The following is a 23085-nucleotide window of genomic DNA, read 5'->3' on the forward strand; positions in this document are numbered from 1 at the left end:
TGGCGCGGCGTGTCGGACGGTTGGCGTACCCTCGCGTGCGGCACACAGCACGACGACGCCGGACCAGCACCGGCACCGACCCGCGCCCTCGCGGCGCACCGAACGGCAGGAGCCCGCAGGCCCATGGCGCGCAAGTCCTCGACCCCCTCGCTCGACCCGGCCGAGGTGAACGAGAAGATCGTCGACGTCGACGTCCAGGCGGAGATGGAGACGTCGTTCCTCGAGTACGCGTACTCCGTCATCTACTCGCGCGCCCTGCCCGACGCGCGCGACGGCCTCAAGCCCGTCCAGCGCCGCATCCTCTACATGATGGCCGACATGGGGCTGCGCCCCGACCGCGCGCACGTGAAGTCCGCGCGCGTCGTCGGCGAGGTCATGGGCAAGCTCCACCCGCACGGCGACGCCGCGATCTACGACGCGCTCGTGCGCCTCGCGCAGGACTTCTCGCTGCGCCTGCCGCTCGTCGACGGGCACGGGAACTTCGGCACGCTCGACGACGGCCCGGCAGCCTCCCGGTACACCGAGGCGCGCCTGGCCCCGCCGTCGCTCGCGATGACGGCCGGCCTCGACGAGGACGTCGTCGACTTCGTGCCAAACTACGACAACAAGCTCCAGCAGCCCGACGTGCTGCCGGCGGCGATCCCGAACCTGCTCGTCAACGGGGCGTCCGGCATCGCGGTCGGCATGGCCACGAACATGGCGCCGCACAACCTCGTCGAGGTCGTCGCCGCGGCGCGCCACCTCGTCGCGCACCCGGAGGCCGACCTCGAGGCGCTCATGCGGTTCGTCCCCGGCCCCGACCTGCCCACGGGCGGCAAGATCGTCGGGCTCGACGGCGTGCGCGAGGCCTACCGCACGGGCCGTGGCACGTTCCGCACGCGCGCGACGGCGCGCGTCGAGAACCTCACGCCGCGCCGCAAGGGCATCGTCATCACCGAGCTGCCCTACCTCGTCGGCCCGGAGAAGGTGATCGAGAAGATCGCCGAGGGCGTCAAGACCAAGAAGATCCAGGGCATCACGGCCGCGACGGACCTCACGGACCGCGAGCACGGGCTGCGGATCGTCGTCGAGGTGAAGACGGGCTTCAACCCCGAGGCGGTGCTCGAGCAGCTCTACAAGTTCACGCCGCTCGAGGACTCGTTCGGCATGAACAACGTCGCTCTCGTCGACGGGCAGCCCCGCACGCTGGGCCTGCGCGAGATGCTGTCCGTCTGGGTCGACCACCGCATCGACGTGGTGCGTCGTCGCTCGGCCTACCGGCTGCGCAAGCGGTCCGAGCGGCTGCACCTCGTGGACGGCCTGCTCATCGCCATCGTCGACATCGACGAGGTCATCCAGGTGATCCGGTCCTCCGACGACACCGCGACGGCCCGCGGGCGCCTCCAGACCGTGTTCGACCTCTCGGAGCCGCAGGCGGAGTACATCCTCGAGCTCCAGCTGCGCCGCCTCACCAAGTTCTCCCGCATCGAGCTCGAGAAGGAGCAGGAGACGCTGCGCCGCGAGATCGAGGAGCTCCAGGAGATCCTCGGCAGCGACGCCAAGCTTCGGGCCGTGGTCTCGGGCGAGATGGCGGACGTCGCCAAGACGTACGGGACGCCGCGCCGCACGATCCTCCTGGAGTCCGCCGGCGCCGCGCCGACCACGACCGCGGCGGTGCCGCTCGAGGTCGCGGACACGCCGTGCTGGGCGCTGTTCTCCGCGACGGGCCTGCTCGCGCGCACGAGCGACGAGACCGAGCCCGCGCGCACCGGGCCCCGAGCGGCCCACGACGTGCTGCGCGCCGCCGTGCGCACGACGGCGCGCGGCGAGGTCGGCCTCGTGACGAGCCGCGGACGCATGGTCCGGGTGTCCGTGCTCGACCTGCCCGCGCTGCCGCCCACCGACAACGCGCCGAGCCTGTCGGGCGGCGTGCCGCTGAGCGAGGTCGTCGGGCTCGAGCCGGGCGAGGAGGCCGTGACGATCGCGTCGCTCGACGCCGACGCTCCCCCGCTCGCGCTCGGCACGGCGCAGGGCGTCGTCAAGCGCGTCACCCCGGGCGACGTGCCGAACAACCGCGACGACTGGGAGATCATCGGCCTCAAGGACGGTGACACGGTCGTCGGGGCGGCGCCCGCGACCGACGCCGACGAGCTCGTCTTCGTCAGCACCGACGCGTCGCTCCTGCACTTCGACGCGTCGGCCGTGCGGCCGCAGGGACGCCCGGCCGGAGGCATGGCCGGCATCCGGCTCGCCGACGGGCACCGCGTCGCGTTCTTCGGCGTCGTCCCGGCCGACGTGCGCGACCTCGGCGTCGTCGTCACGGTCGCCGGGTCGTCGTCCGCGCTGCCCGGCACCCAGACCGGGGCCGGCAAGGTCACGCCGTACGAGCTCTACCCCGGCAAGGGCCGTGGCACCGGCGGTGTCCGGGCGCAGCGGTTCCTCAAGGGCGAGGACGCGCTCATCCTCGCGTGGGTGGGGCAGGGCCCGGCGCGCGCCACCGGCTCCGGCGGGCAGGCCGTCGACCTCCCCCCGGTCGACCAGCGCCGCGACGGTTCGGGCACGCCGCTCGCGTCCCCGGTCACGGCCGTCGGGTAGCCGCGCACGCCCGCTGCCGGGCAGAGCCCGGCGCCCCGCGCGGCAGGTCGAGGTCGCCCGCCCTTGCGAGTGCCCGGGATGGGGGCAGGCTCGTGGTGTGGCAGGAGACCAGGGGGGCGCCGTCCGGACGCCTCGCGACGCGGGCGGGGCCGCCGGCCCCGTGGACTACCACGCCGTCTTCTCCGTGCTCACGGCGCCCAAGGCGGTGCTCTCGCCCGACCTGACGGTGCTCGACGCGAACGAGTCGCTGCTCCGCACCATCGACGCGCCGGCGAGCGCCGTCGTCGGTCGGCACTATCTCGACGTGTTCCCCGCCCACGGCCCGGACGGCGGCTCCGTGGAGCGGGTCGTCCGGTCGCTCGAGCGCGTCGTGCGCACGGGCCGGCTCGAGATGATCGGCCCGCACCGGTACGACCTGCGTCGCCACGACGGCGGGTGGACCGAGCGCTGGTGGATCACCACCAACCTCCCCGTCCTGGACGCTGGCGGGCGCGTGTCGGCCGTGGTGCACCGCGCCGAGGACGTGACGAGCGTCGTGCTCGCGCGCGGACTCGCGGCGCCGGAGACCAGCCGGGGCGAGGTGACGCAGTGCCCCGACGAGATGTCGCTCGTGGACCGGGCGCTGCTCCTCGGCTCGTCGGTCGACCGCTACGCGGAGGTCATCACGCGCGAGCGGCGCGCCGCGCTCGCGCTCCAGGACTCGGTGCTCACGCCGCCTCCCGACATCCCCGGCCTGACGATCGACGTGCGCTACCGACCCGCGGTCCCGGAGGTGCACCTCGGCGGCGACTGGTACGACGCGTTCGCGCACCCCGACGGCGACACGACCGTCGTGGTCGGCGACGTCACGGGTCACGACGTCGCCGCCGCCGCACACATGGGCCACCTGCGCGGCGTCCTGCGCTCCGTCGCCTTCGCGACCGACGCCGGCCCCGCCGCCGCTCTCGACGCCGCCGAGCAGACCGCCGAGGGGCTCGGACTCCAGGCCCTGGCGACGGTCGCCGTCGCACGGATCGGGGCACCCGGGCCGGGCGGTCGACGAGGGCTCTGCTGGGCGAGCGCCGGGCACGTGCCACCCGTCGTGCGGCGTGCCGACGGCACCGCCCACCTGCTCGAGGCGCGTCCCGCACCGATGCTCGGGATCGGGCTCGGCGGCGGCCGGACGGAGCACGAGGCGTCCCTCGACCCGGGCGACGCCCTCCTGCTCTACACCGACGGCCTCGTCGAGCGCCGGGACCGCTCGTTGCGCGAGGTGCTGGACGAGCTCCCGGCCCGGGTCGAGGCGCTCGGAGACGTACCACCGCACGAGCTGCTGGACGCGCTCCTGGAGGACCTCGTGCCCCACGGCGCCCAGGACGACGTCGCCCTGGTCCTCGTCCACGTCGACGGCGTCGCGGACGTCCACCCGGACCCCGGCGAGGCACCGCCTGCCGATCCCGGGGTCTGACCGCCCCGGAGCGGTGCCGGCGCCGTCGAGACACGTCCTGCCGAACCACTGGCGGGAGCGGGCCTCCCGGCCGACTGCCGAGCCGGCGTCGGAAGGTCGGGGGCGACGGCGACGGAGGAGGCGAGCGGTCCGTCAGAAGGCGCAGCTCGTCGCGGAGCTGCCTCCTCCCCGAGCTGCTGAGCACGACGTCGCCGCCTCGACCGAGGCCACCGCCGCACGCTCTCGGCGCAACACGCCGAGCACGAGGAGCACCTGCCCGACGACGTAGGTGAGCATGACCCAGAAGCCGTGGGCGGGCAGGGCGTACCAGGGCGCGAACGCGTCGAGCGCGATGAGCGCGTCGGACGCGAGGAAGACCGCGCCGCCGACGCCGGCACGACGGTCGACGCCCGTCGCGGTCACGGCCATCGCCACGAGGCACGCGCCGTAGACGACGACCGGGACGAGCAGCGACCCCGCACCGGGCGCGCACGCGACGACGAGAGCGACGAAGGCCAGCAGGTACGGGGCGAGCGCGACCGGGCGGCGCAGCGCGGAGCCCGCGCGGTACGGCCAGAACGCGAGCGTGTACGTCACCTGGGCGCACAGGAAGAACCCGACCATGACGAGGAACGCGGTGTCGCCGTCGGCGAGGTCGGGCGCGGTGTCGCCGAGCCAGGAGAAGCCGAGCGCCACGAGCGTGAGGCGGACGAGCCGTGAGCGTCGGCCCGGACTCGTGCCGACGCCGCGACGCCGCGTGGCGAGCCACAGGCAGCCCGCCAGGAGCGGCATGAGGAACCACTGCGACGTGTCGGCGAGCGTCTCGGCGCCGGCGAGCTGGGCGGCGAGGTGGACGAGGGTGAGCAGGGCGAGCACGCCCCACGCGACGATCATGGGCGACGAGGCTCCTTCGGGTCGTTCACCGGCGTCCTTGCCGGCGCTGGCCGATCCTACGCCCGCGACGGCGGCACCCGGGGCATGTCGGCGTGGGGCAGTCGCGCCGTCCTGCCCGAGAGGCCGTGCGGGCCGACGAGGCCGCTCGGCGCGACGTCGGCGCCGGAGACGGCACGACGCCGCGCCCCGGACGGGGAGCGGCGTCGGCCGGTGGAGCCGGAGGGGGGCCCAGAGTCGACCCCGAGGCGTCGTGCGCGACGACGGACGTCAGGCGTTGGCGAGCTCGCGGTCGTCCTCCGACGCGGGCTTCTGGTCCTCGTAGCGGCGCACGACGCGGCTCACGGTCGATCGCGACGCCGAGACCTTCTGGGCGATCTCCCGCTGGTTCATCCCCTGGCGGGCGAGCTCGACGATGCGACGGTCGCGCTCGACCGTCGGGTCGTCGTCGACCGTGGGCTCCTGGGTGGAGGAGGTCGGCACGGCGTCACCGGAGCTGGGGAGGTTGAACACCTCGACGCGTCGGGTGTGACCGGTCACGGCAGGGGGCTCCACGACCGGTGTCGCACCGGTCTCCTCCGGGACCGGCCGGTCCCAGGGAAGCGGGCGGGTGCGGTCGAACAGCTCCTTCACCCGCGCCTCGAGGTCGGGAAGCGACTCGAAGGCGGTCTGGGGCGTGTAGGGCTGCGCGTCGGCGAGCTCGTTCCCCGGCACGTCGTCCTGCTCGACGGCGGGGGCCTCGGCCGGCGCGGCAGCGGCCGCGGGGCGCTCCCGGTCCGTCGCGTGCTCCTGCGGCTCGATCGACGCTGCTGCCTCGACCGCGCGCTCCTCGCCGTCGCGCGCCCGCTCCAGCGCGAGCGTCTCCCGGCGGTGCGTCTCCACGAGCGTCTCGGCGGGCGCGGCGGTCCGGGCGACGACGACCTCGGGAGCCTCGGGACGCGCCGCGGACGCGGAGGTCTCGTCCGACCCGCGGGCGGTGCCACGCTTGACGGAGCTCGCCCCGATGAGGTCGAGGCGGTTGCCGTGGCGCTCCGCGGCCTCCAGCCGGTCGACCCAGACCTGCATGCGGCGCTCGAAGTCCTCGACCGTCAGGAGCTTCAGCGCGGCGTCGCGGGCGGCACGCTGCCGCTCGTGCGCGGCGCGGACCTTGCGCAGGTCCGCCGGCGAGCCCGCGCTGTCGGCGCGCGCGTCGCGCCACTGCTCCAGTGCGGAGACGTACCCGTGGACGCGCAGCTCACGACGACGCTCCTCGAGCGTGTGACCCGTCACCATGTGCCGCTCCCCCACGAGGGCGAGGTGCCACATGAGCGCGGCCACCAGCGGCGGCACGAACCGGAACACCACCATGTAGGGGGTGCTCGCCGTCGGGACGGCGACCTCGTGGAGCGCCGCGAACAGACCCGACGTGCCCGAGAGCACCCACGTGAGCGTGAGCAGGACGCCGTACGGGCGGCCCTCGAGCGCCGCGTTGCGCGCCATGAGCGCCACGGCGACGAGGCTGATCTCGAGGAAGCCCGCGAGCCCGTACGCCTCGAGCGGCGACATGTGCGCCACCTCGAGACCGAACAGGACCATGCCGCTGTACGCCAGCGCGGTGGCGATCGTCGCGGCGATGACCACCGCGACCATCGGGAGGTGTCGGCCGCGATAGCGCACCTGCCGCGGGGAACCGCCCGCGCCGGTCTGGTCCTGCTGTGTCACGTGATCCTCCGAAAAGTGGTGTGGGCGCACATATCCCAACACTCAGGACACTCCTCGTCAACGCACCGGAAGGATCGCAATCGGATCGTGAGCAGCGGCGGTCCGGGGCGGCACGCCCGCGGGCCGGTCTGCGGGTCCGACGGCCGGAGACAGCACGACGCCGCGCCCCGAGGGACGCGGCGTCGTCAGTCGGACGGGAGGGCTCGTCAGACGTTGAACCCCAGCGCGCGGAGCTGCTCCTTGCCGTCGGTGGTGATCTTCTCCGGGCCCCACGGCGGCATCCAGACCCAGTTGACGCGGAAGCCGTCGACCAGGCCCTCGAGCGCCTGCGCGGACTGGTCCTCGATGACGTCGGTCAGCGGGCACGCCGCGGACGTGAGCGTCATGTCGATGACGGCGTGGTTGTTCTGGTCGATCTGGATGCCGTAGACGAGGCCGAGGTCGACGACGTTGATGCCGAGCTCGGGGTCGATGACGTCGCGCAGCGCCTCCTCGACGTCGGCGACGTTCGGCGGGCTGGGCGTGGCGCCCTCGGCGGGCGCGCCGGTCTCGGTGGTCATCGGTTCTCCTCCGTCGTTCCCCGCGCGGCGAGCGCCGCGTCGGAAGCTGCTGCGGTTGATGCGTCGCCCACGGCGCCCAGGGCGCCCGAGGTGACGAGCGAGTCGCGCAGCGCGGCCCAGCCGAGCAGGGCGCACTTGATCCGCGCAGGGTAGCGCGACACGCCCGTGAACACGGTGGCGTCGCCGAGCTCGTCCTCCGCGGCCTCGTCGAGGCCCTTGCCGCGCGAGCCCATGAGCTCGCGGAAGACCTCGCCGAGGTGCTCGGCCTCGGCCACGGGCCGGCCCGACACGAGGTCGGTGAGCACGGACAGGGACGCCTGCGAGATGCTGCAACCCTGCCCCTCCCAGCTCACGCGGCCGATCGTGTCGCCGGCGAGCTCGACGCGCAGCGTCACCTCGTCGCCGCACGTGGGGTTCACCTGGTGCGACTGGCCGCTCGCCGCGCCGTCCGCCACCTCGACCAGGCCCCGGCCGTGCGGGGTCTTCGCGTGGTCGAGGATGACCTGCTGGTACATCTGCTCGATCGAGCTCATCGGGTCCTCTCTCAGTCCACCGAGAAGAACGCGCGCACCCCGGCCAATGCTTCCCGGAACGCGTCGACGTCCTCGCGCGTGGTGTACACCGACGCGGACGCGCGCGCGGTCGCGGCGATCCCGAACCGGCGGTGCAGGGGCTGGGCGCAGTGGTGACCCACGCGCACGGCGATGCCGGCGTCGTCGAGCACCTGGCCGACGTCGTGCGCGTGCACGCCGTCCACGACGAACGACACGACGGCGAGCCGGTCCGCGGGCTCGCGCGGGCCGATGATCCGCACGCCCGGGATCTCCCCGATGCGCAGCAGGTCGGCGGCGAGCTCGCGCTCGTGCGCCGCGACGCCGTCCATGCCCAGCTCGTGCAGGTACTTGGCGGCCGCGCCGAACCCGACGACCTGTGCCACGGGCTGCGTGCCCGCCTCGAACCGCTGGGGCGGCGCCATGTACGACGACTCGGTCATCGTGACGACCTCGATCATCGACCCGCCGGTCGTCACGGGCGGCAGCGCCTCGAGCAGCTCGCGCCGGCCGTACAGCACGCCCACGCCCGTGGGGCCGAGCATCTTGTGGGCCGAGAACGCGGCGAAGTCGACGCCGAGCGCGGGCAGGTCGACCGGCAGGTGCGGCACGGACTGGCACGCGTCGAGCACGGTGAGCGCGCCGACCTCGCGCGCCCGGGCCACGATCGGCTCGACAGGGGTGATCGCGCCCGTCACGTTCGACACGTGCGCGAACGCCACGATCCGCGTGCGCTCCGTGATGACCGTCGCGGCATCCTCCACGCGCACGCGCCCGTCGTCGTCCACCTCGAACCAGCGCAGGACGGCGCCCGTGCGGGCTGCGAGCTCCTGCCACGGCACGATGTTCGCGTGGTGCTCCGCCTCGGTGACGACGATCTCGTCGCCCGGCGCGAGCGCGAAGCGGCGGGCCGCCTCTCCTCCGCGGCCGAGCGTCGCGTTCGAGATCCCGTACGCGACGAGGTTGATCGCAGCCGTCGCCCCGGACGTCCAGACGATCTCGCCCGGGCGCGCGCCGACGAACGCCGCGACGTCGGCACGGGCGTCCTCGAACGCCTCGGTCGCCTCCTCGGCGAGCTGGTGCGCGCCGCGGTGCACGGCCGCGTTGCGCTCCTCGTAGAAGTCGACCTCGGTGTCGAGGACGACCTGCGGCTTCTGCGACGTCGCCGCGGAGTCGAGGTAGACGAGCGGACGACCACCGCGCACGGTGCGCTCGAGCAGCGGGAAGTCCGCCCGCACGGCGGCGAGCTCGGTCGCCGTCAGGGGGGAGCTGTGCGCGGTGGTCGTCATGGTCGTCTCCTCGGAGGTGGTGCTACCGCTCAGGCCGAGGCGGCCGAGGCGGACTCGACGGCGCCGGAGAGGTAGCGGTCGTAGCCCTCCTCCTCCAGGCGGTCGGCCAGCTCCGGGCCGCCCTCCTCGGCGACCTTGCCGTCGACGAAGACGTGGACGAAGTCCGGCTTGATGTAGCGCAGGATGCGCGTGTAGTGCGTGATGAGCAGGATGCCCGCGTCCGTCGCGCCGTGGACGCGGTTGACGCCCTCGGACACGATGCGCAGCGCGTCGACGTCGAGGCCCGAGTCGGTCTCGTCGAGGACGGCGAACTTCGGCTTGAGGAGCTCCATCTGGAGGATCTCGTGGCGCTTCTTCTCGCCACCGGAGAAGCCCTCGTTGACCGAGCGCTCGGCGAAGGAGTCGTCCATGCGCAGGCGCTCCATGGCGCCCTTGACGTCCTTGACCCAGTGGCGCAGCGCGGGGGCCTCGCCGTCGATCGCGGTCTTCGCGGTGCGCAGGAAGTTCGACACGGAGACGCCGGGGACCTCGACCGGGTACTGCATGGCGAGGAACAGGCCCGCGCGGGCGCGCTCGTCGACGCTCATCGCGAGGACGTCCTCGCCGTCGAGCGTCACGGTGCCGCCGGTGACCTGGTACTTGGGGTGGCCGGCGATCGAGTAGGCGAGCGTCGACTTGCCCGAGCCGTTCGGGCCCATGATGGCGTGGACCTCGCCGCTGGCGATCGTCAGGTCGACGCCGCGCAGGATCGGCTTCGGGCCTTCCTTGGTCTCGACGCTGACGTGCAGGTCGCGGATCTCGAGAGTGGACATCTGGTTCTTCTCCAAGAGGTTCTGGTGAGCCGTGGGGCGCGCGCCCGGCGCGCCGTGGTGGTGCTCGTGGATCGGCTGGCGGATCGGAGGACGGGTCAGGTGGGAGCCACGACGCGGTCGACGTCGACGAGCACCTGCTCGCCGTCGACCGTCACCGGGTACACGGGCACGGGCCGCATCGCGGGCAGCGCCGTCGGCATGCCGGTCCGCACGTCGAACTGCGAGCCGTGCAGCCAGCACTCGACGAAGCAGCCCTCGACCTCGCCGTCCGACAGGGACACCGCCCCGTGGGAGCAGATGTCCGAGATCGCGTGCCAGTCGCCGTCGCCGTCACGGATGACGGCGACCTCGACGACCCGCCCGTCCTCGGCCGGGAGCTCGACGCGGAGCGCCTCCTCCGGGCCGAGGTCGGACGTCGTGCAGGCGGGCTGTGCGGTCACGCCGTCGCCTCGGCGGGCTCGGCGCTCCCGTCGATGATCGACATGGACTTGCTCAGCTCGCGCTCGATCGCCTCGAGCAGGCGCTCCTCGACCGACGCGACGCCGATCTCCTGGATGAGCTCCGCGAAGAAGCCGCGGACGACGAGACGGCGCGCCTCGACCTCCGGGATGCCGCGGGCCTGCAGGTAGAAGAGCTGCTCGTCGTCGAACCGGCCGGTCGCGGAAGCGTGCCCCGCGCCCTCGATCTCGCCCGTCTCGATCTCGAGGTTCGGCACCGAGTCCGCGCGCGCGCCGTCCGTGAGGACGAGGTTGCGGTTGAGCTCGTACGTGTCGGTGCCCTCGGCCTCGGCCTGGATGAGCACGTCCCCGACCCACACCGCGTGCGCGCCCTCGCCCTGCAGCGCGCCCTTGTACGTGACGCGCGACTTGCAGCGCGGCACGGCGTGGTCGACGAACAGGCGGTGCTCCTGGTGCTGGTCCGCGTCCGCGAAGTAGAGGCCGACCATCTCGACGTCGCCGCCCTCGGCCGTGAACTCGGCGTCGGGCGTGATGCGCACGACGTCGCCGCCCAGCGTCACGACCACGTGCTTGAGCCGCGCGTCACGCCCGATGCGGGAGCGGTGCGACGAGGCGTGCACGGCGCCGTCGGCCCAGTCCTGGACCGACACGACCGTGAGGTGCGCGCCGTCCTCGACGACGATCTCGACCGTCTCGTTGAGCGTCGCGGTCCCGACGTGGTCCAGCACGACGACGGCCTCGGAGTGCCGCTCGGCGCGCACGAGGACGTGGCTCGCCGTCGGCGTGGAGCCGTGGCCCTCGACGCGCACGGACGTCACGTCCGACGCGACGGCCTCCTTGGGCACCGTGACGACCGTCGACTGCTCGAACGCGTTCCACGCCGTGACGGCGGTGCGGTCGCCGGGCTTGCCGGCGGTGCCGAGCCGCTCGTCGTCGCGACCGACGATCGCGACCTCGACCTCGGGGGCCTCGACGACCGTCACGCGCACGTCGCCGCCGCCGCTCTGCCCGACGAGCGTGGCGTCGAACAGCGGCGCGAGGCGCGCGACCGGCGAGAAGCGCCACTCCTCCTCGCGCCCGGAGGGCACGGGGATGTCGGCGAGGTCGAAGGACGTCAGCCGCTCGGCGCGCGAGCCCTGGGGCACGACGCCGTGCGAGTGCGCCCCGTCGGCCTGCGCGCGCGAGTGGTCGGTCGTCAGGCCGGCCTCTTCGGGAATGGTGGTGGTGGTCATATCAGCCGACGGACCCTTCCATCTGCAGCTCGATGAGGCGGTTGAGCTCGAGCGCGTACTCCATGGGCAGCTCGCGCGCGATGGGCTCGACGAACCCGCGCACGATCATGGCCATCGCCTCGGTCTCCTCCATGCCTCGGGACATGAGGTAGAACAGCTGGTCCTCGCTCACCCGCGAGACCGTCGCCTCGTGCCCCATGGACACGTCGTCCTCGCGGACGTCGACGTACGGGTAGGTGTCGGACCGGGAGATCTGGTCGACGAGCAGCGCGTCGCACAGCACGGTCGAGGCCGAGTGCGAGGCGCCCTCGAGCACCTGGACCAGGCCGCGGTAGGACGTGCGGCCGCCGCCGCGCGCGACCGACTTCGACACGATGGACGACGACGTGTGCGGCGCCGCGTGGACCATCTTGGCCCCGGCGTCCTGGTGCTGGCCCTCGCCCGCGAACGCGATCGAGAGCGTCTCGCCGCGCGCGTGCTCGCCGAGCAGGTAGATGGCCGGGTACTTCATGGTGACCTTGGAGCCGATGTTGCCGTCGACCCACTCCATCGTCGCGCCCTCGGCCGCGGTCGCCCGCTTGGTCACGAGGTTGTAGACGTTGTTCGACCAGTTCTGGATCGTCGTGTAGCGCACGCGGGCGTTCTTCTTGACGATGATCTCGACGACCGCGGAGTGCAGCGAGTCGGACGAGTAGATCGGCGCGGTGCAGCCCTCGACGTAGTGCACGTACGAGCCCTCGTCCGCGATGATCAGCGTCCGCTCGAACTGGCCCATGTTCTCCGTGTTGATGCGGAAGTAGGCCTGCAGCGGGATCTCCACGTGCACGCCCGGCGGCACGTAGACGAACGACCCGCCCGACCACACGGCCGAGTTGAGCGCCGCGAACTTGTTGTCGCCCGACGGGATGACGGTGCCGAAGTACTCCTGGAAGAGCTCCGGGTGCTCGCGCAGCGCGGTGTCGGTGTCGAGGAAGATGACGCCCTGGCGCTCGAGCTCCTCGTTGATCTGGTGGTAGACCACCTCGGACTCGTACTGGGCGGCGACGCCCGCGACGAGGCGCTGCTTCTCCGCCTCGGGGATGCCGAGCTTGTCGTACGTCTCCTTGATGTCCTCGGGCAGGTCCTCCCACGAGGCGGCCTGCTTCTCCGTGGAGCGCACGAAGTACTTGATGTTGTCGAAGTCGATGCCCGTGAGGTCGGAGCCCCAGCTCGGCATGGGCTTCTTGTCGAAGAGGCGCAGGGCCTTGAGCCGCGTCTTGAGCATCCACTCGGGCTCGTTCTTCAGCGCCGAGATGTTGCGTACGACGTCCTCGCTGAGGCCGCGCTGCGCGGTCTGGCCCGCCTCGTCGGAGTCGTGCCAGCCGTACTCGTACGCGCCGATCGAGGCGATGATCTCGTCGTCGGTCTGCTTCTCACCGGTCGGCTGGGCCGTGCCGGCGGCGTCCTGGGTGGGAGCGCTCATGGTCGTCCTTCCACTGTCCGTCTGTGCGGGCGGGGGCAGTCGGTACAAGTTCTTGCGGGGGTGTCGTGCGTGCCTCGGGGCGGCGGTGCGCCCCTCGGGTCAGGTCTCGCCCGACGTCGGGCGACCGCGCGCCCGGACGTCGTGGTCGCGGCCGTCGTGAGCATGGCCGTCGTGAGCGTGGCCGTCGTGGGCCCGGAGCGGGCGGGTGGCCCGCGGCGCGGGGACCGGGAGGCCCACCGGGACGTTGGTCGTGCACGCGTGCGCCCCCGTCGCCAGGGTCGCGAGGCGCTGGACGTGCGAGCCGAGCAGCTTGGCGAAGACCTGCGCCTCCGCCTCGCACAGCTGCGGGAACTCCTCGGCGACGTGCTGCACCGGGCAGTGCCCCTGGCACAGCTGCACCGCCGAGGTGCCGGGGACGGGACGCACGCTCGCCGCGTACCCGTCGTCCGCGAGCGCCGCGGCGAGCTGGGCCGCCCGGCCCTCGACGTCGTCCGCGTCGAGCCGGCCGGCGTAGCGGTCGGCGAGCTCGGCGAGGCGGTCCTGGGCGAAGCGCTCGACGGCGTCCGGCCCGGCGACGTCGCGCAGGTACCTCAGCGCCTGGGTCGCGAGGTCGGCGTAGGTGCCGCTGAGCGCGCCCTGCCCGGCCGACGTGGTGACGTACCGGCGAGCGGGCCGCCCACGCATCCCGGTGGGGTGCCCGGCGTCGTGCACGGCGACGAGGTCGTCCTCCTCGAGGAGGGCGAGGTGACGGCGGACGGCCGCGGGCGTGAGGCCGAGCGTGGCGGCGAGGTCGGCAGCGCTCACGGGGCCCGCGCTCGCGACGAGCTCGAGCACGCGCTCACGCGTGCGGCGGTCGGCGTCGGCGGGCGTCGCGGGCGCGGCGGGGCGCAGCGCGTCCGGGCGGACGGATCCTGCGGCCATGCTCACCTCCCGTGGCGTCTCGCGGGCTCGCGTGCGGCAACGGCCGCCACGGAGCACAGGTCTGGAGAACCGATATAGACAACATGGTTGTTCCCTAATTGCTCCAGCGCAAGCAAGGCGACCCTCAGACCAGCCCCGTTCCGCCGCGATGTGGCGTACACGACACCGGTGCGTCGGGGCCGGGGCGAGGGCCGTGCGCGGCAGGCCGGCCCCCTAGAATCGGCGGGTGCCCGCCCCCGCCGTGCTCGTGCACGACCTCGTCAAGCGCTACGACGGTCGTGCCGTCGTCGACGGCGTGTCCCTCGCCGCCGAGCGCGGCGCGATCACCGCGGTGCTCGGCCCCAACGGCGCCGGCAAGACCACGACGGTCGAGTGCTGCGAGGGCCTGCGCTCCCCCGACGCCGGGCGCGTCGAGGTGCTCGGGCTCGACCCGCTGACCGACGCGCGCGACCTGCGTCCGCGCGTCGGCGTCATGCTCCAGGACGGCGGGCTGCCGACGGGCGTGCGTGCCCTGGAGATGCTCCGGCACGTCGCGTCGATGTACGCGCGGCCGCGCGACGTCGGCGAGCTCACCGAGCGACTGGGGCTCGAGAGCTTCGCGCGCACGACCGTCCGACGGCTGTCCGGCGGGCAGCGCCAGCGCCTCGCGCTCGCCGCGGCGATCGTCGGGCGGCCGGAGGTCGTCTTCCTCGACGAGCCGAGCGCGGGCATGGACCCGCAGAGCCGGCACGCGGTCTGGGAGCTCGTGCGCGAGCTGCGCGCGGAGGGTGTGGGGATCGTCCTCACGACCCACCTCATGGACGAGGCCGAGGACCTGGCCGACCACGTGTACGTCGTCGACCACGGGAAGGTCATCGCCGCGGGCGCCACGCGGGACCTGCTCGAGACCGGGGCGGACGGCGAGGCGGACCGCACGGTCCGCTTCGAGGCGACGCCGGCGCTGGACCTCGGCGGGCTGAGGGACGCGCTCGCCCGGGCCGGCGTGCCCGACGGCGCCGCGCCCGGCGCGTGGGTCGCCGCCGAGCCGCAGCCCGGCTCGTACACCCTCACCGGCCCTGCTGATCCCGCGACGCTCGTGACGCTGACGACGTGGCTCGCCGCGCGCGGCGTCCTCGCCTCGCGCGTCACGGTGGGCCGCCGCACGCTCGAGGACGTGTTCCTCGACCTCACGGGACGGCACCTGCGATGAACGCGAACGCCACGACGCCGACCACGCCGCAGGCCCAGGGCCACGTCGAGGCCCGGGCCGCCGAGCTCGCCGCGCCCGCGTGGCGCCGCGTCGTGGCCCAGACGGCGTTCGAGACGCGCATGATCCTGCGCAACGGCGAGCAGCTCCTCGTGACGATCATCCTGCCCGTGATGCTCCTGCTCGGGCTGGTGCTCACCTCGTTCGTCGACCTCGACACGGGCGGCGCCACGCGCGTCGACTTCGTGGCGCCGGGCGTCCTCGCGCTCGCCGTGATGTCGACCGCGTTCACGTCCCAGGCCATCGCGACCGCGTTCGACCGGCGCAACGGCGTGCTGCGCCTCATGTCGACCACGCCGCTGGGCCGCGGTGGCCTCCTCGCGGGGAAGGTGCTCGGCGTCCTGGCGGTCGAGGTCGTGCAGGTCGTCGTCATCACCGCGGTCGCGCTCGGGCTCGGCTGGCAGCCCGACCCCGCGGGGATCCCCGCGGCCCTGCTCGCCGTGCTGCTCGGCACCGCGGCGTTCACGTCGCTCGCGATGCTGCTCGCCGGGACGCTGCGCGCCGAGGGCGTGCTCGCGGTGGCGAACCTCGTGCTCGTGCTGCTCACCGTCGGCGGAGGCGTCCTCGTCCCGGCCGACCAGCTCCCCGGTCCGCTCGAGCACGTCGCGCTGCTGCTGCCGTCGGGCGCGCTGGGTGAGGCGATGCGCGGCGCGCTGCTCGACGGCGCGGTGCCGCCGTTCTCCGTCGTCGTGCTGCTGGGCTGGACCGCCGCGCTCGGCTGGGGCGCGGGCAGGCTCTTCCGCTGGACCTGAGCCCGGGCGCATCTCACACCTGCGGGATTCCGGGGCCGCGCGGTCGTCCCGATACCGTGGGACCGTGAGCACCCCGCCCCCCGCGCTCGATCCCGCTCCCGCCGACAGCCCGACAGGCGCCGCCGCAGGCGACGGCGCCGCCCGCCCGGACCGGCTCGCGCCGCTGCGCCGCTGGACCCGACCGGTGCTCGTCGCGAACCTCGTGGCGCAGATCGGCATCATCGTCACGGGCGGTGCGGTCCGGCTCACGGGCTCGGGGCTCGGGTGCTCGACCTGGCCGCAGTGCGAGCCCGGGCAGTTCGCGGCGAAGTTCCACCCCGAGACGACGTACCACCAGTTCATCGAGTACGGGAACCGCACGCTCACCGGGGTGCTGAGCGTCATCGCGATCGCGGCCCTCGTGCTCGTGTGGACGGACCGGTCGCGCGTCCTGTCCTACCGACTCCTCGGTGCCGTCCCCCTGCTCGGCGTCGCCGCGCAGGCGGTCATCGGCGGCGTCATCGTCCTGCTCCACCTGCACCCGGGGTGGGTGTCGCTGCACTTCGTCGTCTCGGCCGCGCTCGTCTCCGTCTCGCTGCTCCTCCTGCACCGGTCCGCGGAGGGCGACGGGCCGCCCGTCCCCACGGTCGCGCCGCGTTCGCGCGCGCTCGCGTGGACCCTGTACGGACTCACTGCGGTCGTCGTGGTCCTCGGGGTGATCGTCACGGGCGCCGGCCCGCACAGCGGCGACGAGGAGGTCGGCTACCGCTTCGCCGTCGACCCCGCGTTCATGAGCAAGATCCACGCGTGGGCCGTGTGGGTGTTCGTGGCCGTCCTCGTCGCCTACCTCGTGAGCGTCCGCCGCGGGCCGCAGCAGGTGCGCCGCGCGGCCTGGATCCTGCTCGCGATCACGCTGGCCCAGGGACTGGTCGGGTACGTCCAGTACTTCACGGGTCTGCCCGCGCTCCTCGTCGGTCTGCACATGCTCGGCTCGGCGCTCCTCGTCGCCGGCTCCACGCGCGTCGTCCTGACGACCCGCACCCGCGCCTGAGCGAGCGGTGGCCGGGGCCTGAGCTGCCCCGGCCCACCGCTGCGTCAGCGCCAGAGCGCGGCGACGCGCTCCGCGAGCGCGGTGCCCCGTTCGTACCCGGCCTCGGCCGCCGCCGGGCGCAGCGACAGGTCCATGGCCTGCGGGCCGAACAGGTGGTCCGCCGCGGGCCCCGGCACGATCACCTCGACCTCGCTCCCCCGCGTCCGCAGCTCGTCGACCTGAGCCGAGAGCTGCAGTCCCCATTCCTGGGGCGCCCGCGTCCTTCCCCCGAACGGCGACAGCACCAGCACACGCCGGTGCCCCGCCGCGAGGTCCGCGTTCTCGTTGCGGCGGTATCCGCCGTCGAGGTACTGCCGCTCCCCGACCCGGTAGGCGAACCCGCTCGCGCAGCTCGCCGCGACGGCGTCGACCAGGTCGACCCCGCTCTGCCGGTCGAAGACGGTCGGTTCACCGGTCCGCGCGTCGACGGCGGTCAGGAGGACGGTGCTCCGAGGCCAGGACCGTCTCGGCAGGCGCGCGGCGACGGTGGCCCGCCACCGGGACTGCACGGCCTCGTCCGACGACCCGGGCAGCGCGAGTGCCGCCTCCCCGAGCCGGCGGCGCATGTCGGAGGCGTCCCGGGCACCGGCGACGACCGCGGCCGTCCGCGCCATCTGCTCCGCCGCCTGCTGCGTGCGGTCCCTGCCCTGGCCCGTGCTGATCGGACCCGCCTGGGGACGTGACGGTGCGACCAGAGCGGCGGCGTACAGCTCGGCGGGCGTCGCGCCGGCGAGCTGCGCCGCCGCCGTCGACCCGGCCGACGTCCCGACGGTCAGGTCTGCCGTGGTCACGTCCAGCCCGGCGTCGGACAACCCGGCGACGACGCCGATGAGCCACGCGTTGCCGGTGGACCCACCGCCCCCGAGCACGAGGGCGCGCTCGCCCGAGGTTGGGACCGGATCGGACGGCAGGAGGTCAGGTACCGGGAAGTCGCCGGCTGAGGTACCCGGTGCAGAAGAAGATGTGGTGGTGCGCATGGGAGTCGCCTCTCGCGATGAGGTGGCGAGCGCTCCCGGTGACGACTACGGCCGTCGCGCGATCGTGGGCAGCGAGGGAGCGCCCGGTACGGACACAGCGTTCACGGGACTCACCTCCTCGGCTCGGTGCACGATCGGTGCCGACGCTAGCATGCCCGCACGCCGTGACGTCGGTCGGGGCGGTTCCGGGCTCGCGGAGCGCCAACGGTGTTCACCCGAGCGGCAGGCCCCAGGACGCTACCCGAACCGGAGCACCGGCCGCGCGGGGCGTCAGCCGCCGCGGCGCTCCGGCCACGGCGCGTCGGCCGGGCGCAACGACGCCCACCCGTCCGCGCGCGACGCGGCGGCGGCCAGGATCCCGACGACCGCGGACGGGTTGTGCAGCTCGCCCGCGAGGACGCCGCGCAGCGCCTCGTCGAGCGGCACCCACCGCAGCTCCATGTCGAGCTCCTCGGCCTCTCGCGTGAACCGCTCGTCCTCGGGCACGGGCGAGAGGCCGCGCGCGAGGAAGACGCGCAGCGCCTCGTTCGAGCCTCCGGGCGTCGTGAAGTAGTCGACGAGGACGTCCCAGCGCGCGGCCCGGAGGTCGGCCTCCTCGGCGAGCTCGCGGGCCGCGGCGACCTGCCCGTCCTCCCCGACGACGTCGAGCAGCCCCGCCGGGACCTCCCACAGCTCGCGTCGCACGGGGTGGCGGTACTGGCGCAGCAGGAGCACGCGCTCGTCGTCGTCCAGCGCGACGATGGCGACGGCCCCGGGGTGGTCCAGGTACTCCCGCGTGACGCGCCCGTCGTCGAGCTCGACGACGTCGGACCGGAGGTCGAAGACGCGACCGTGGTGCACGACCGACGTCTCGGCGACCGGACGCGGCGCGAGCGCGTCGACCGTGGGGAGCTCCGCGGGCGACGGCACGCCCGCCTCGCTGCCCACTCAGTCGGCCTGGTTCTCGAGCGCGGCGCCGACGAGGCCCGTGAACAGCGGGTGCGAGCGCGTGGGGCGCGACTTGAACTCGGGGTGCGCCTGCGTGCTCACGTAGTACGGGTGGACGTCCGCGGGGAGCTCGACGAACTCGACGAGCGACGAGTCGCGCGAGGTCCCGCTGATGACGAGCCCAGCCTCCTCGAGCTGCTTGCGGTAGGAGTTGTTCACCTCGTAGCGATGGCGGTGACGCTCCGAGACGCGCTCGGCGCCGTAGGTCTTCGCGACGACCGAGCCCGGGGCGAGCGCGGCCTCGTACGACCCGAGACGCATGGTCCCGCCGAGGTCGCCGTCGCCGCCCACGATCGCGAGCTGCTCCTCCATGGTCGCGATGACCGGGTGCGACGTGCCGGGGTCGAACTCGGTCGAGGACGCGTCCTCGATGCCGAGCACGTTGCGCGCGTACTCGATGACCATCGACTGCAGCCCGAGGCAGATCCCGAGCGTCGGCACCTTGTTCTCGCGCGCCCAGCGCAGCGCGCCGAGCTTGCCCTCGATGCCGCGCACGCCGAACCCGCCCGGCACGAGGACCGCGTCGACGCCGTGCAGCGCGTCGTCGGCGCCCGCCGGCGTCTGGCACTCGTCGGAGGCGACCCAGCGGATCGTGACCTTCGCGTCGTTCGCGAACCCGCCGGCGCGCAGGGCCTCCGTAACGGAGAGGTAGGCGTCCGGGAGGTCGATGTACTTGCCGACGAGCGCGACCTCGACGCGGTGGGCGGGCTGGTGCACGCGCTCGAGGAGCTGGCTCCAGCCGTCCCAGTCGACGTCGTGGAACGGCAGGCCGAGGCGGCGCACGACGTACGCGTCGAGGCCCTCGGAGTGCAGCACGCGCGGGATGTCGTAGATGCTCGGCGCGTCGACCGCGTTGACGACGGCCTCGTTGTCGACGTCGCACATGAGCGCGATCTTGCGCTTGACCGGCTCGGGGACCACGCGGTCCGCGCGGAGCACGATCGCGTCGGGCTGGATGCCGATCGAGCGCAGGGCCGCGACCGAGTGCTGCGTCGGCTTGGTCTTGAGCTCGCCCGACGGGCCGATGTACGGCACGAGCGAGACGTGGAGGAAGAAGACGTCGTCGCGGCCGAGCTCGTGGCGCACCTGGCGCGCGGCCTCGAGGAAGGGCTGCGACTCGATGTCGCCGACGGTGCCGCCGATCTCCGTGATGATGACGTCGACGTCCTCACCGGCCTGGGCGCGCATGCGCGTCTTGATCTCGTCGGTGATGTGCGGGATGACCTGGACCGTGTCGCCGAGGTACTCGCCGCGCCGCTCGCGCGCGATCACCTGGGAGTAGACCTGGCCGGTCGTGACGTTCGCGGACGCCTCGAGGTCGACGTCGAGGAAGCGCTCGTAGTGACCGATGTCGAGGTCCGTCTCGGCGCCGTCCTCGGTGACGAACACCTCGCCGTGCTGGAACGGGTTCATCGTCCCGGGGTCGACGTTGAGGTACGGGTCGAGCTTCTGCATGGTGACGCGCAGGCCGCGCGAGCGGAGCAGACGACCGAGGCTGGACGCCGTGAGGCCCTTGCCGAGCGAGGAGGCGACGCCGCCGGTGACGAAGACGTGCGCGGTGCGGTGCTCGGTACGAGCGCCCGAGGCGTTGAGGCGGGAGGAGGGCCGGTTCAGGTGATCTGCCACGGAACTCCATCCTAACAGCGTGCCCGACGACGGCACGCGGGCCGGAGGGTGCGACGCGCCACGTCTACGGGGCCGGCTGGTCCTCCGCGGGCGCTCCACCGGACCGGCCACGGCGCAGGACGCCGAGCAGGGCCGCCCGGTCGCCCGCGAGCGACACCCCGACGACGACGGCGCCCGCGACGAGCGCGGCGAGCGCCCCGACGCCGACCGCGGCGAGCCAGCCCGCGTCGTCGGGCAGCAGCGCGCCCGAGACCGTCGAGCCCGCGAGCGCACCGAGGGTCACGCCCACCGCCACGACCAGGAGGGTCCTCGGGACCCCGTGCGTCGCCTCTCGCCCCGCGTGACGGTGCGTCGCGACGAGCAGCCCGGCCCCCGCGACCGACATCCCGACGGCGGTCGCCAGGCCGAGCTGGAGCAGCACCCCGGCCTGGTCGCGCGCGCCGGTCACGGCGGGCAGGACGTACGCGGTCGCCGCCACGACGAGCCACCCCGCGGCGGTCACGACGACCGCGACGCGCTGACGGTCGATCGTGTACAGGGCACGGGACAGGTGCAGGATCAGCGAGAACCCGACGATGCCGACGGCCATGCCCGCGACCGCACCGCCGAGGCCGGCGACCGAGCCCTGCGCGATGTACGCGAACACCGCCTCGACCGCCGCCGACGCGGCGATCAGTGCCGCCGCGCCCAGGCCCGCCACGACGAGCAGCGTGCGCGTCGTGGTCGCGAGCAGGCGCCGGTAGGCGTCGTGGCGCGCGTGCGCGACGTGCTCGGCGAGCCGCGGGAACGCGCTCGTCGCGAGGGGGAACGCCAGCACCGCGTAGGGCAGCAGGTACACCTGCTGGGCGAACCAGTAGGTCGGGAAGGTCTGCTCCGGGCCGTACCGGTAGGCGGCGCCCATGATGGCCAGGACGGAGAGCTGCTGCGCGACGAGCGCCCCGATCCCCGCGAACGCGAGGTTCCGCGCCCGGACGGCCTCACCGCCCGGGAACCGCAGCGTGGGCCGCAGCCGGACGCCGAGGCGGTGCACCGGCAGGACGAGCGGCAGTGCGAGGACCGCGACACCCGCCGTCGTGCCCCAGCCCAGCCAGGCGATGGCGTTCCCCGACAGCGCGGCGACGTCGGCCTGGTCGCCGTCCGCGAGCCCGGCGAAGACGAGGAACACCACGATGACGGCGAGGCTCGACAGGAGCGGCGAGAACGCCTGCCAGAAGAACCGCTTGTGCGCCTGCAGGACGCTGCCCAGCACGACCGCCAGCCCGTAGAGCGGGACCTGGAGCGCGAAGACGCGCACGAACGTCGCCGTGACGTCGACGAGCTCCGGGTGCTTCGGCAGCATGAGGAGGGACGCGATCGGCTGCGCGAGGAGCGCGAGCAACCCGCCGAGGGGGACGAGCACGACGAGCGTCCACCCGAGGAGCGCCGACGCGATCCGCGAGACGTCGGTGCCCGCCCGGCGGGCGATGGGCCCGGCGAGGAGCGGGACCACCGAGCCGGCGAGCGCGCCGCCCGCCGCGACCTCGAAGAGGACGTTCGGCAGGAGGTTCGCCGCCGTGTACGCGGAGCCGACGCCCTCGGTGCCGACGGCGCCGGACTGCACGAGCGACCGCGCGAAGCCGACGATCCGGCTCGCGATCGTCACGAGCGTGATCATCGCGGCGGCGCCCGCCAGGGTGCCCGTGGCGGCGCGCAGCCGCCCCGCCCGCGCGCTCACGCCGGGCGCCGGCCCCACGCGTCCACGCGCCGCAGCACGTCGTTGCCCTCGATGACCTTCGAGAAGCTCACCTTCTCGCTCGCGAGGGTCAGGCCCACGACGCCCGCGAGCGCGAGCCAGCGCACCGAGCGGGGCGCCGCGAGTGCGACCTGCGAGCCCAGGGCGGCGCCGAGCGCGTTCGCGCCGCAGTCGCCGAGCATGTCGCGCTCGCCCAGGTCACCGGGCGCCGCGGCGGCGGCAGCCCCGAGGACCGCGCCCGTCGTCGGGGCCACGGCGGTACCGAGGTACGGCAGCGACGCGGCTCCGGCGGCCTTGAGCGCGCGGCCCGGGCGCAGGTCGAGGAGGTTGAGCAGGTTCGCGGTGCCGGCCATGAGCGCGCCGTTCACGCCGACGTCCACCAGGTGGCCGAACGCCCCGCCCGTGCGACGCGTCCCGATCGCCGCCGCGACGAGCGAGACGCCGCTGATCCCGAGGACCTTCATCGCGCCCGTCGTCACACGGCCCTCGGCGAGCGCGCCGAGGTGGCCGCGCAGGCCCTTCGTCCGGGTCGACGTGTCCTCCGCGAGGTCGTCCACGAGTCCGAACGCGCCCGCGCCCGCCGTCGCGAGGGCGACCGCGCCCCGCGTGCGGGCGTCACCGCCTGCGGCGAGCGTCCCGGCGACGAGGCCGGCGGCGACCGCCGGTCCCTCGAGCAGGCTGATCGGCTCGCCGCGGTGGTTGGTGCGCGTCCAGCGCTCCGCACCGCCCGGCGGGCGCGACGCGGTCGCGCGTCGGGCCGCCACGGTCACGGCGGCGGCCACCCCGGCCGCAGCGAGGGTGCGCAGCGCGCGCGCCACG

General features: G+C 74.0%; 20 protein-coding genes. 5 read left to right on the forward strand and 15 right to left on the reverse strand.

Translation table 11 applies throughout. The annotated features are described in order from the left end of the window. Positions 1 to 123: 123 nt before the first annotated feature. Together JN535_RS07770 and JN535_RS07775 are read left to right on the forward strand one after the other, a co-directional pair. Positions 124 to 2574 (forward strand): DNA gyrase/topoisomerase IV subunit A, encoded by a 2451-nt coding sequence (locus tag JN535_RS07770; protein ID WP_205204512.1) that lies wholly within the window; start codon positions 124 to 126, stop codon positions 2572 to 2574. Between the two features lie 97 nt (positions 2575 to 2671). Continuing rightward, complete coding sequence (locus tag JN535_RS07775) at positions 2672 to 4021, forward strand: PP2C family protein-serine/threonine phosphatase (protein WP_205204514.1); 1350 nt, start codon at positions 2672 to 2674, stop codon at positions 4019 to 4021. 132 nt (positions 4022 to 4153) lie between these two features. Here the strand turns inward: JN535_RS07775 and JN535_RS07780 are convergent, their stop codons facing one another. The 10 genes from JN535_RS07780 to JN535_RS07825 form a co-directional block, all read right to left on the reverse strand. Then, a complete protein-coding gene (locus JN535_RS07780; RefSeq protein ID WP_205204516.1) occupies positions 4154 to 4894 on the reverse strand; it encodes a lysoplasmalogenase in 741 nt (246 codons plus the stop codon). A 267-nt stretch (positions 4895 to 5161) separates the two neighbouring features. Continuing rightward, positions 5162 to 6592 (reverse strand): helix-turn-helix domain-containing protein, encoded by a 1431-nt coding sequence (locus tag JN535_RS21525; RefSeq protein WP_205204518.1) that lies wholly within the window; start codon positions 6590 to 6592, stop codon positions 5162 to 5164. Positions 6593 to 6798: 206 nt separating this feature from the next. After that, positions 6799 to 7152 (reverse strand): metal-sulfur cluster assembly factor, encoded by a 354-nt coding sequence (locus JN535_RS07790; protein ID WP_024839505.1) that lies wholly within the window; start codon positions 7150 to 7152, stop codon positions 6799 to 6801. Further along, entirely contained in the window at positions 7149 to 7685 is a 537-nt protein-coding gene (gene sufU, locus JN535_RS07795; protein ID WP_205204520.1) for a Fe-S cluster assembly sulfur transfer protein SufU, read from the reverse strand. Before sufU ends, JN535_RS07790 begins: the two co-directional genes overlap by 4 nt. Before the next feature lie 11 nt (positions 7686 to 7696). Then, the gene (locus tag JN535_RS07800) at positions 7697 to 8992 is read right to left on the reverse strand and encodes a cysteine desulfurase (RefSeq protein ID WP_205204522.1); all 1296 of its coding nucleotides are present in this window, start codon (positions 8990 to 8992) and stop codon (positions 7697 to 7699) included. Between the two features lie 29 nt (positions 8993 to 9021). Next, positions 9022 to 9804: a Fe-S cluster assembly ATPase SufC gene (sufC, locus tag JN535_RS07805; RefSeq protein ID WP_047234341.1), complete on the reverse strand. Its 783-nt coding sequence runs from the start codon at positions 9802 to 9804 to the stop codon at positions 9022 to 9024. A 95-nt stretch (positions 9805 to 9899) separates the two neighbouring features. Beyond that, positions 9900 to 10244, reverse strand: coding sequence for a non-heme iron oxygenase ferredoxin subunit (locus JN535_RS07810; RefSeq protein ID WP_047234320.1), 345 nt, complete (start codon positions 10242 to 10244; stop codon positions 9900 to 9902). Beyond that, the gene (gene sufD, locus JN535_RS07815) at positions 10241 to 11494 is read right to left on the reverse strand and encodes a Fe-S cluster assembly protein SufD (RefSeq protein WP_205204524.1); all 1254 of its coding nucleotides are present in this window, start codon (positions 11492 to 11494) and stop codon (positions 10241 to 10243) included. Before sufD ends, JN535_RS07810 begins: the two co-directional genes overlap by 4 nt. A gap of 1 nt (position 11495) precedes the next feature. After that, a complete protein-coding gene (sufB, locus tag JN535_RS07820) occupies positions 11496 to 12956 on the reverse strand; it encodes a Fe-S cluster assembly protein SufB (RefSeq protein ID WP_240200682.1) in 1461 nt (486 codons plus the stop codon). Positions 12957 to 13055: 99 nt separating this feature from the next. Next, positions 13056 to 14081 carry a helix-turn-helix transcriptional regulator gene (locus JN535_RS07825; protein ID WP_275892187.1) on the reverse strand — a complete coding sequence of 342 codons (1026 nt, stop codon included), beginning with the start codon at positions 14079 to 14081 and terminating at the stop codon, positions 13056 to 13058. Between the two features lie 22 nt (positions 14082 to 14103). Between JN535_RS07825 and JN535_RS07830 the strand changes: the two genes are divergently transcribed. The 3 genes from JN535_RS07830 to JN535_RS07840 all read left to right on the forward strand — a co-directional run bounded on the left by JN535_RS07830 (position 14104) and on the right by JN535_RS07840 (position 16905). Next, entirely contained in the window at positions 14104 to 15066 is a 963-nt protein-coding gene (locus JN535_RS07830; RefSeq protein ID WP_205204528.1) for an ABC transporter ATP-binding protein, read from the forward strand. Next, entirely contained in the window at positions 15063 to 15875 is an 813-nt protein-coding gene (locus tag JN535_RS07835) for an ABC transporter permease (RefSeq protein WP_205204530.1), read from the forward strand. Before JN535_RS07830 ends, JN535_RS07835 begins: the two co-directional genes overlap by 4 nt. A gap of 64 nt (positions 15876 to 15939) precedes the next feature. Continuing rightward, entirely contained in the window at positions 15940 to 16905 is a 966-nt protein-coding gene (locus JN535_RS07840; protein ID WP_205204533.1) for a COX15/CtaA family protein, read from the forward strand. A 44-nt stretch (positions 16906 to 16949) separates the two neighbouring features. Here JN535_RS07840 and JN535_RS07845 read toward each other — a convergent pair whose 3' ends face one another. From JN535_RS07845 to JN535_RS07865, 5 genes are all read right to left on the reverse strand, one after another. Next, positions 16950 to 17921, reverse strand: coding sequence for a patatin-like phospholipase family protein (locus JN535_RS07845; protein WP_240200683.1), 972 nt, complete (start codon positions 17919 to 17921; stop codon positions 16950 to 16952). 270 nt (positions 17922 to 18191) lie between these two features. Then, the gene (locus tag JN535_RS07850; RefSeq protein ID WP_307868387.1) at positions 18192 to 18848 is read right to left on the reverse strand and encodes an NUDIX hydrolase; all 657 of its coding nucleotides are present in this window, start codon (positions 18846 to 18848) and stop codon (positions 18192 to 18194) included. Beyond that, entirely contained in the window at positions 18849 to 20534 is a 1686-nt protein-coding gene (locus tag JN535_RS07855; RefSeq protein WP_205204542.1) for a CTP synthase, read from the reverse strand. 64 nt (positions 20535 to 20598) lie between these two features. Further along, positions 20599 to 22248: a murein biosynthesis integral membrane protein MurJ gene (gene murJ, locus JN535_RS07860; protein WP_307868390.1), complete on the reverse strand. Its 1650-nt coding sequence runs from the start codon at positions 22246 to 22248 to the stop codon at positions 20599 to 20601. Continuing rightward, positions 22245 to 23084, reverse strand: a complete 840-nt coding sequence (locus JN535_RS07865) for a hypothetical protein (RefSeq protein ID WP_374100484.1) — start codon at positions 23082 to 23084, stop codon at positions 22245 to 22247. The genes murJ and JN535_RS07865 overlap by 4 nt, the downstream gene beginning before the upstream one ends. Position 23085: the final 1 nt, after the last annotated feature.

It is taken from the genome of Cellulosimicrobium cellulans, from assembly GCF_016921195.1.
Classification (GTDB): Bacteria; Actinomycetota; Actinomycetes; order Actinomycetales; family Cellulomonadaceae; genus Cellulosimicrobium; species Cellulosimicrobium cellulans_F.

Coding starts and splice junctions, on each gene's coding strand:
- JN535_RS07770 (WP_205204512.1), top strand. CDS start 124: ATGGCGCGCAAGTCCTCGACCCCCTCGCTCGACCCGGCCGAGGTGAAC.
- JN535_RS07780 (WP_205204516.1), bottom strand. CDS start 4,894: ATGATCGTCGCGTGGGGCGTGCTCGCCCTGCTCACCCTCGTCCACCTC.
- JN535_RS07790 (WP_024839505.1), bottom strand. CDS start 7,152: ATGACCACCGAGACCGGCGCGCCCGCCGAGGGCGCCACGCCCAGCCCG.
- sufU (WP_205204520.1), bottom strand. CDS start 7,685: ATGAGCTCGATCGAGCAGATGTACCAGCAGGTCATCCTCGACCACGCG.
- JN535_RS07800 (WP_205204522.1), bottom strand. CDS start 8,992: ATGACGACCACCGCGCACAGCTCCCCCCTGACGGCGACCGAGCTCGCC.
- sufC (WP_047234341.1), bottom strand. CDS start 9,804: ATGTCCACTCTCGAGATCCGCGACCTGCACGTCAGCGTCGAGACCAAG.
- sufD (WP_205204524.1), bottom strand. CDS start 11,494: ATGACCACCACCACCATTCCCGAAGAGGCCGGCCTGACGACCGACCAC.
- sufB (WP_240200682.1), bottom strand. CDS start 12,956: ATGAGCGCTCCCACCCAGGACGCCGCCGGCACGGCCCAGCCGACCGGT.
- JN535_RS07835 (WP_205204530.1), top strand. CDS start 15,063: ATGAACGCGAACGCCACGACGCCGACCACGCCGCAGGCCCAGGGCCAC.
- JN535_RS07845 (WP_240200683.1), bottom strand. CDS start 17,921: ATGCGCACCACCACATCTTCTTCTGCACCGGGTACCTCAGCCGGCGAC.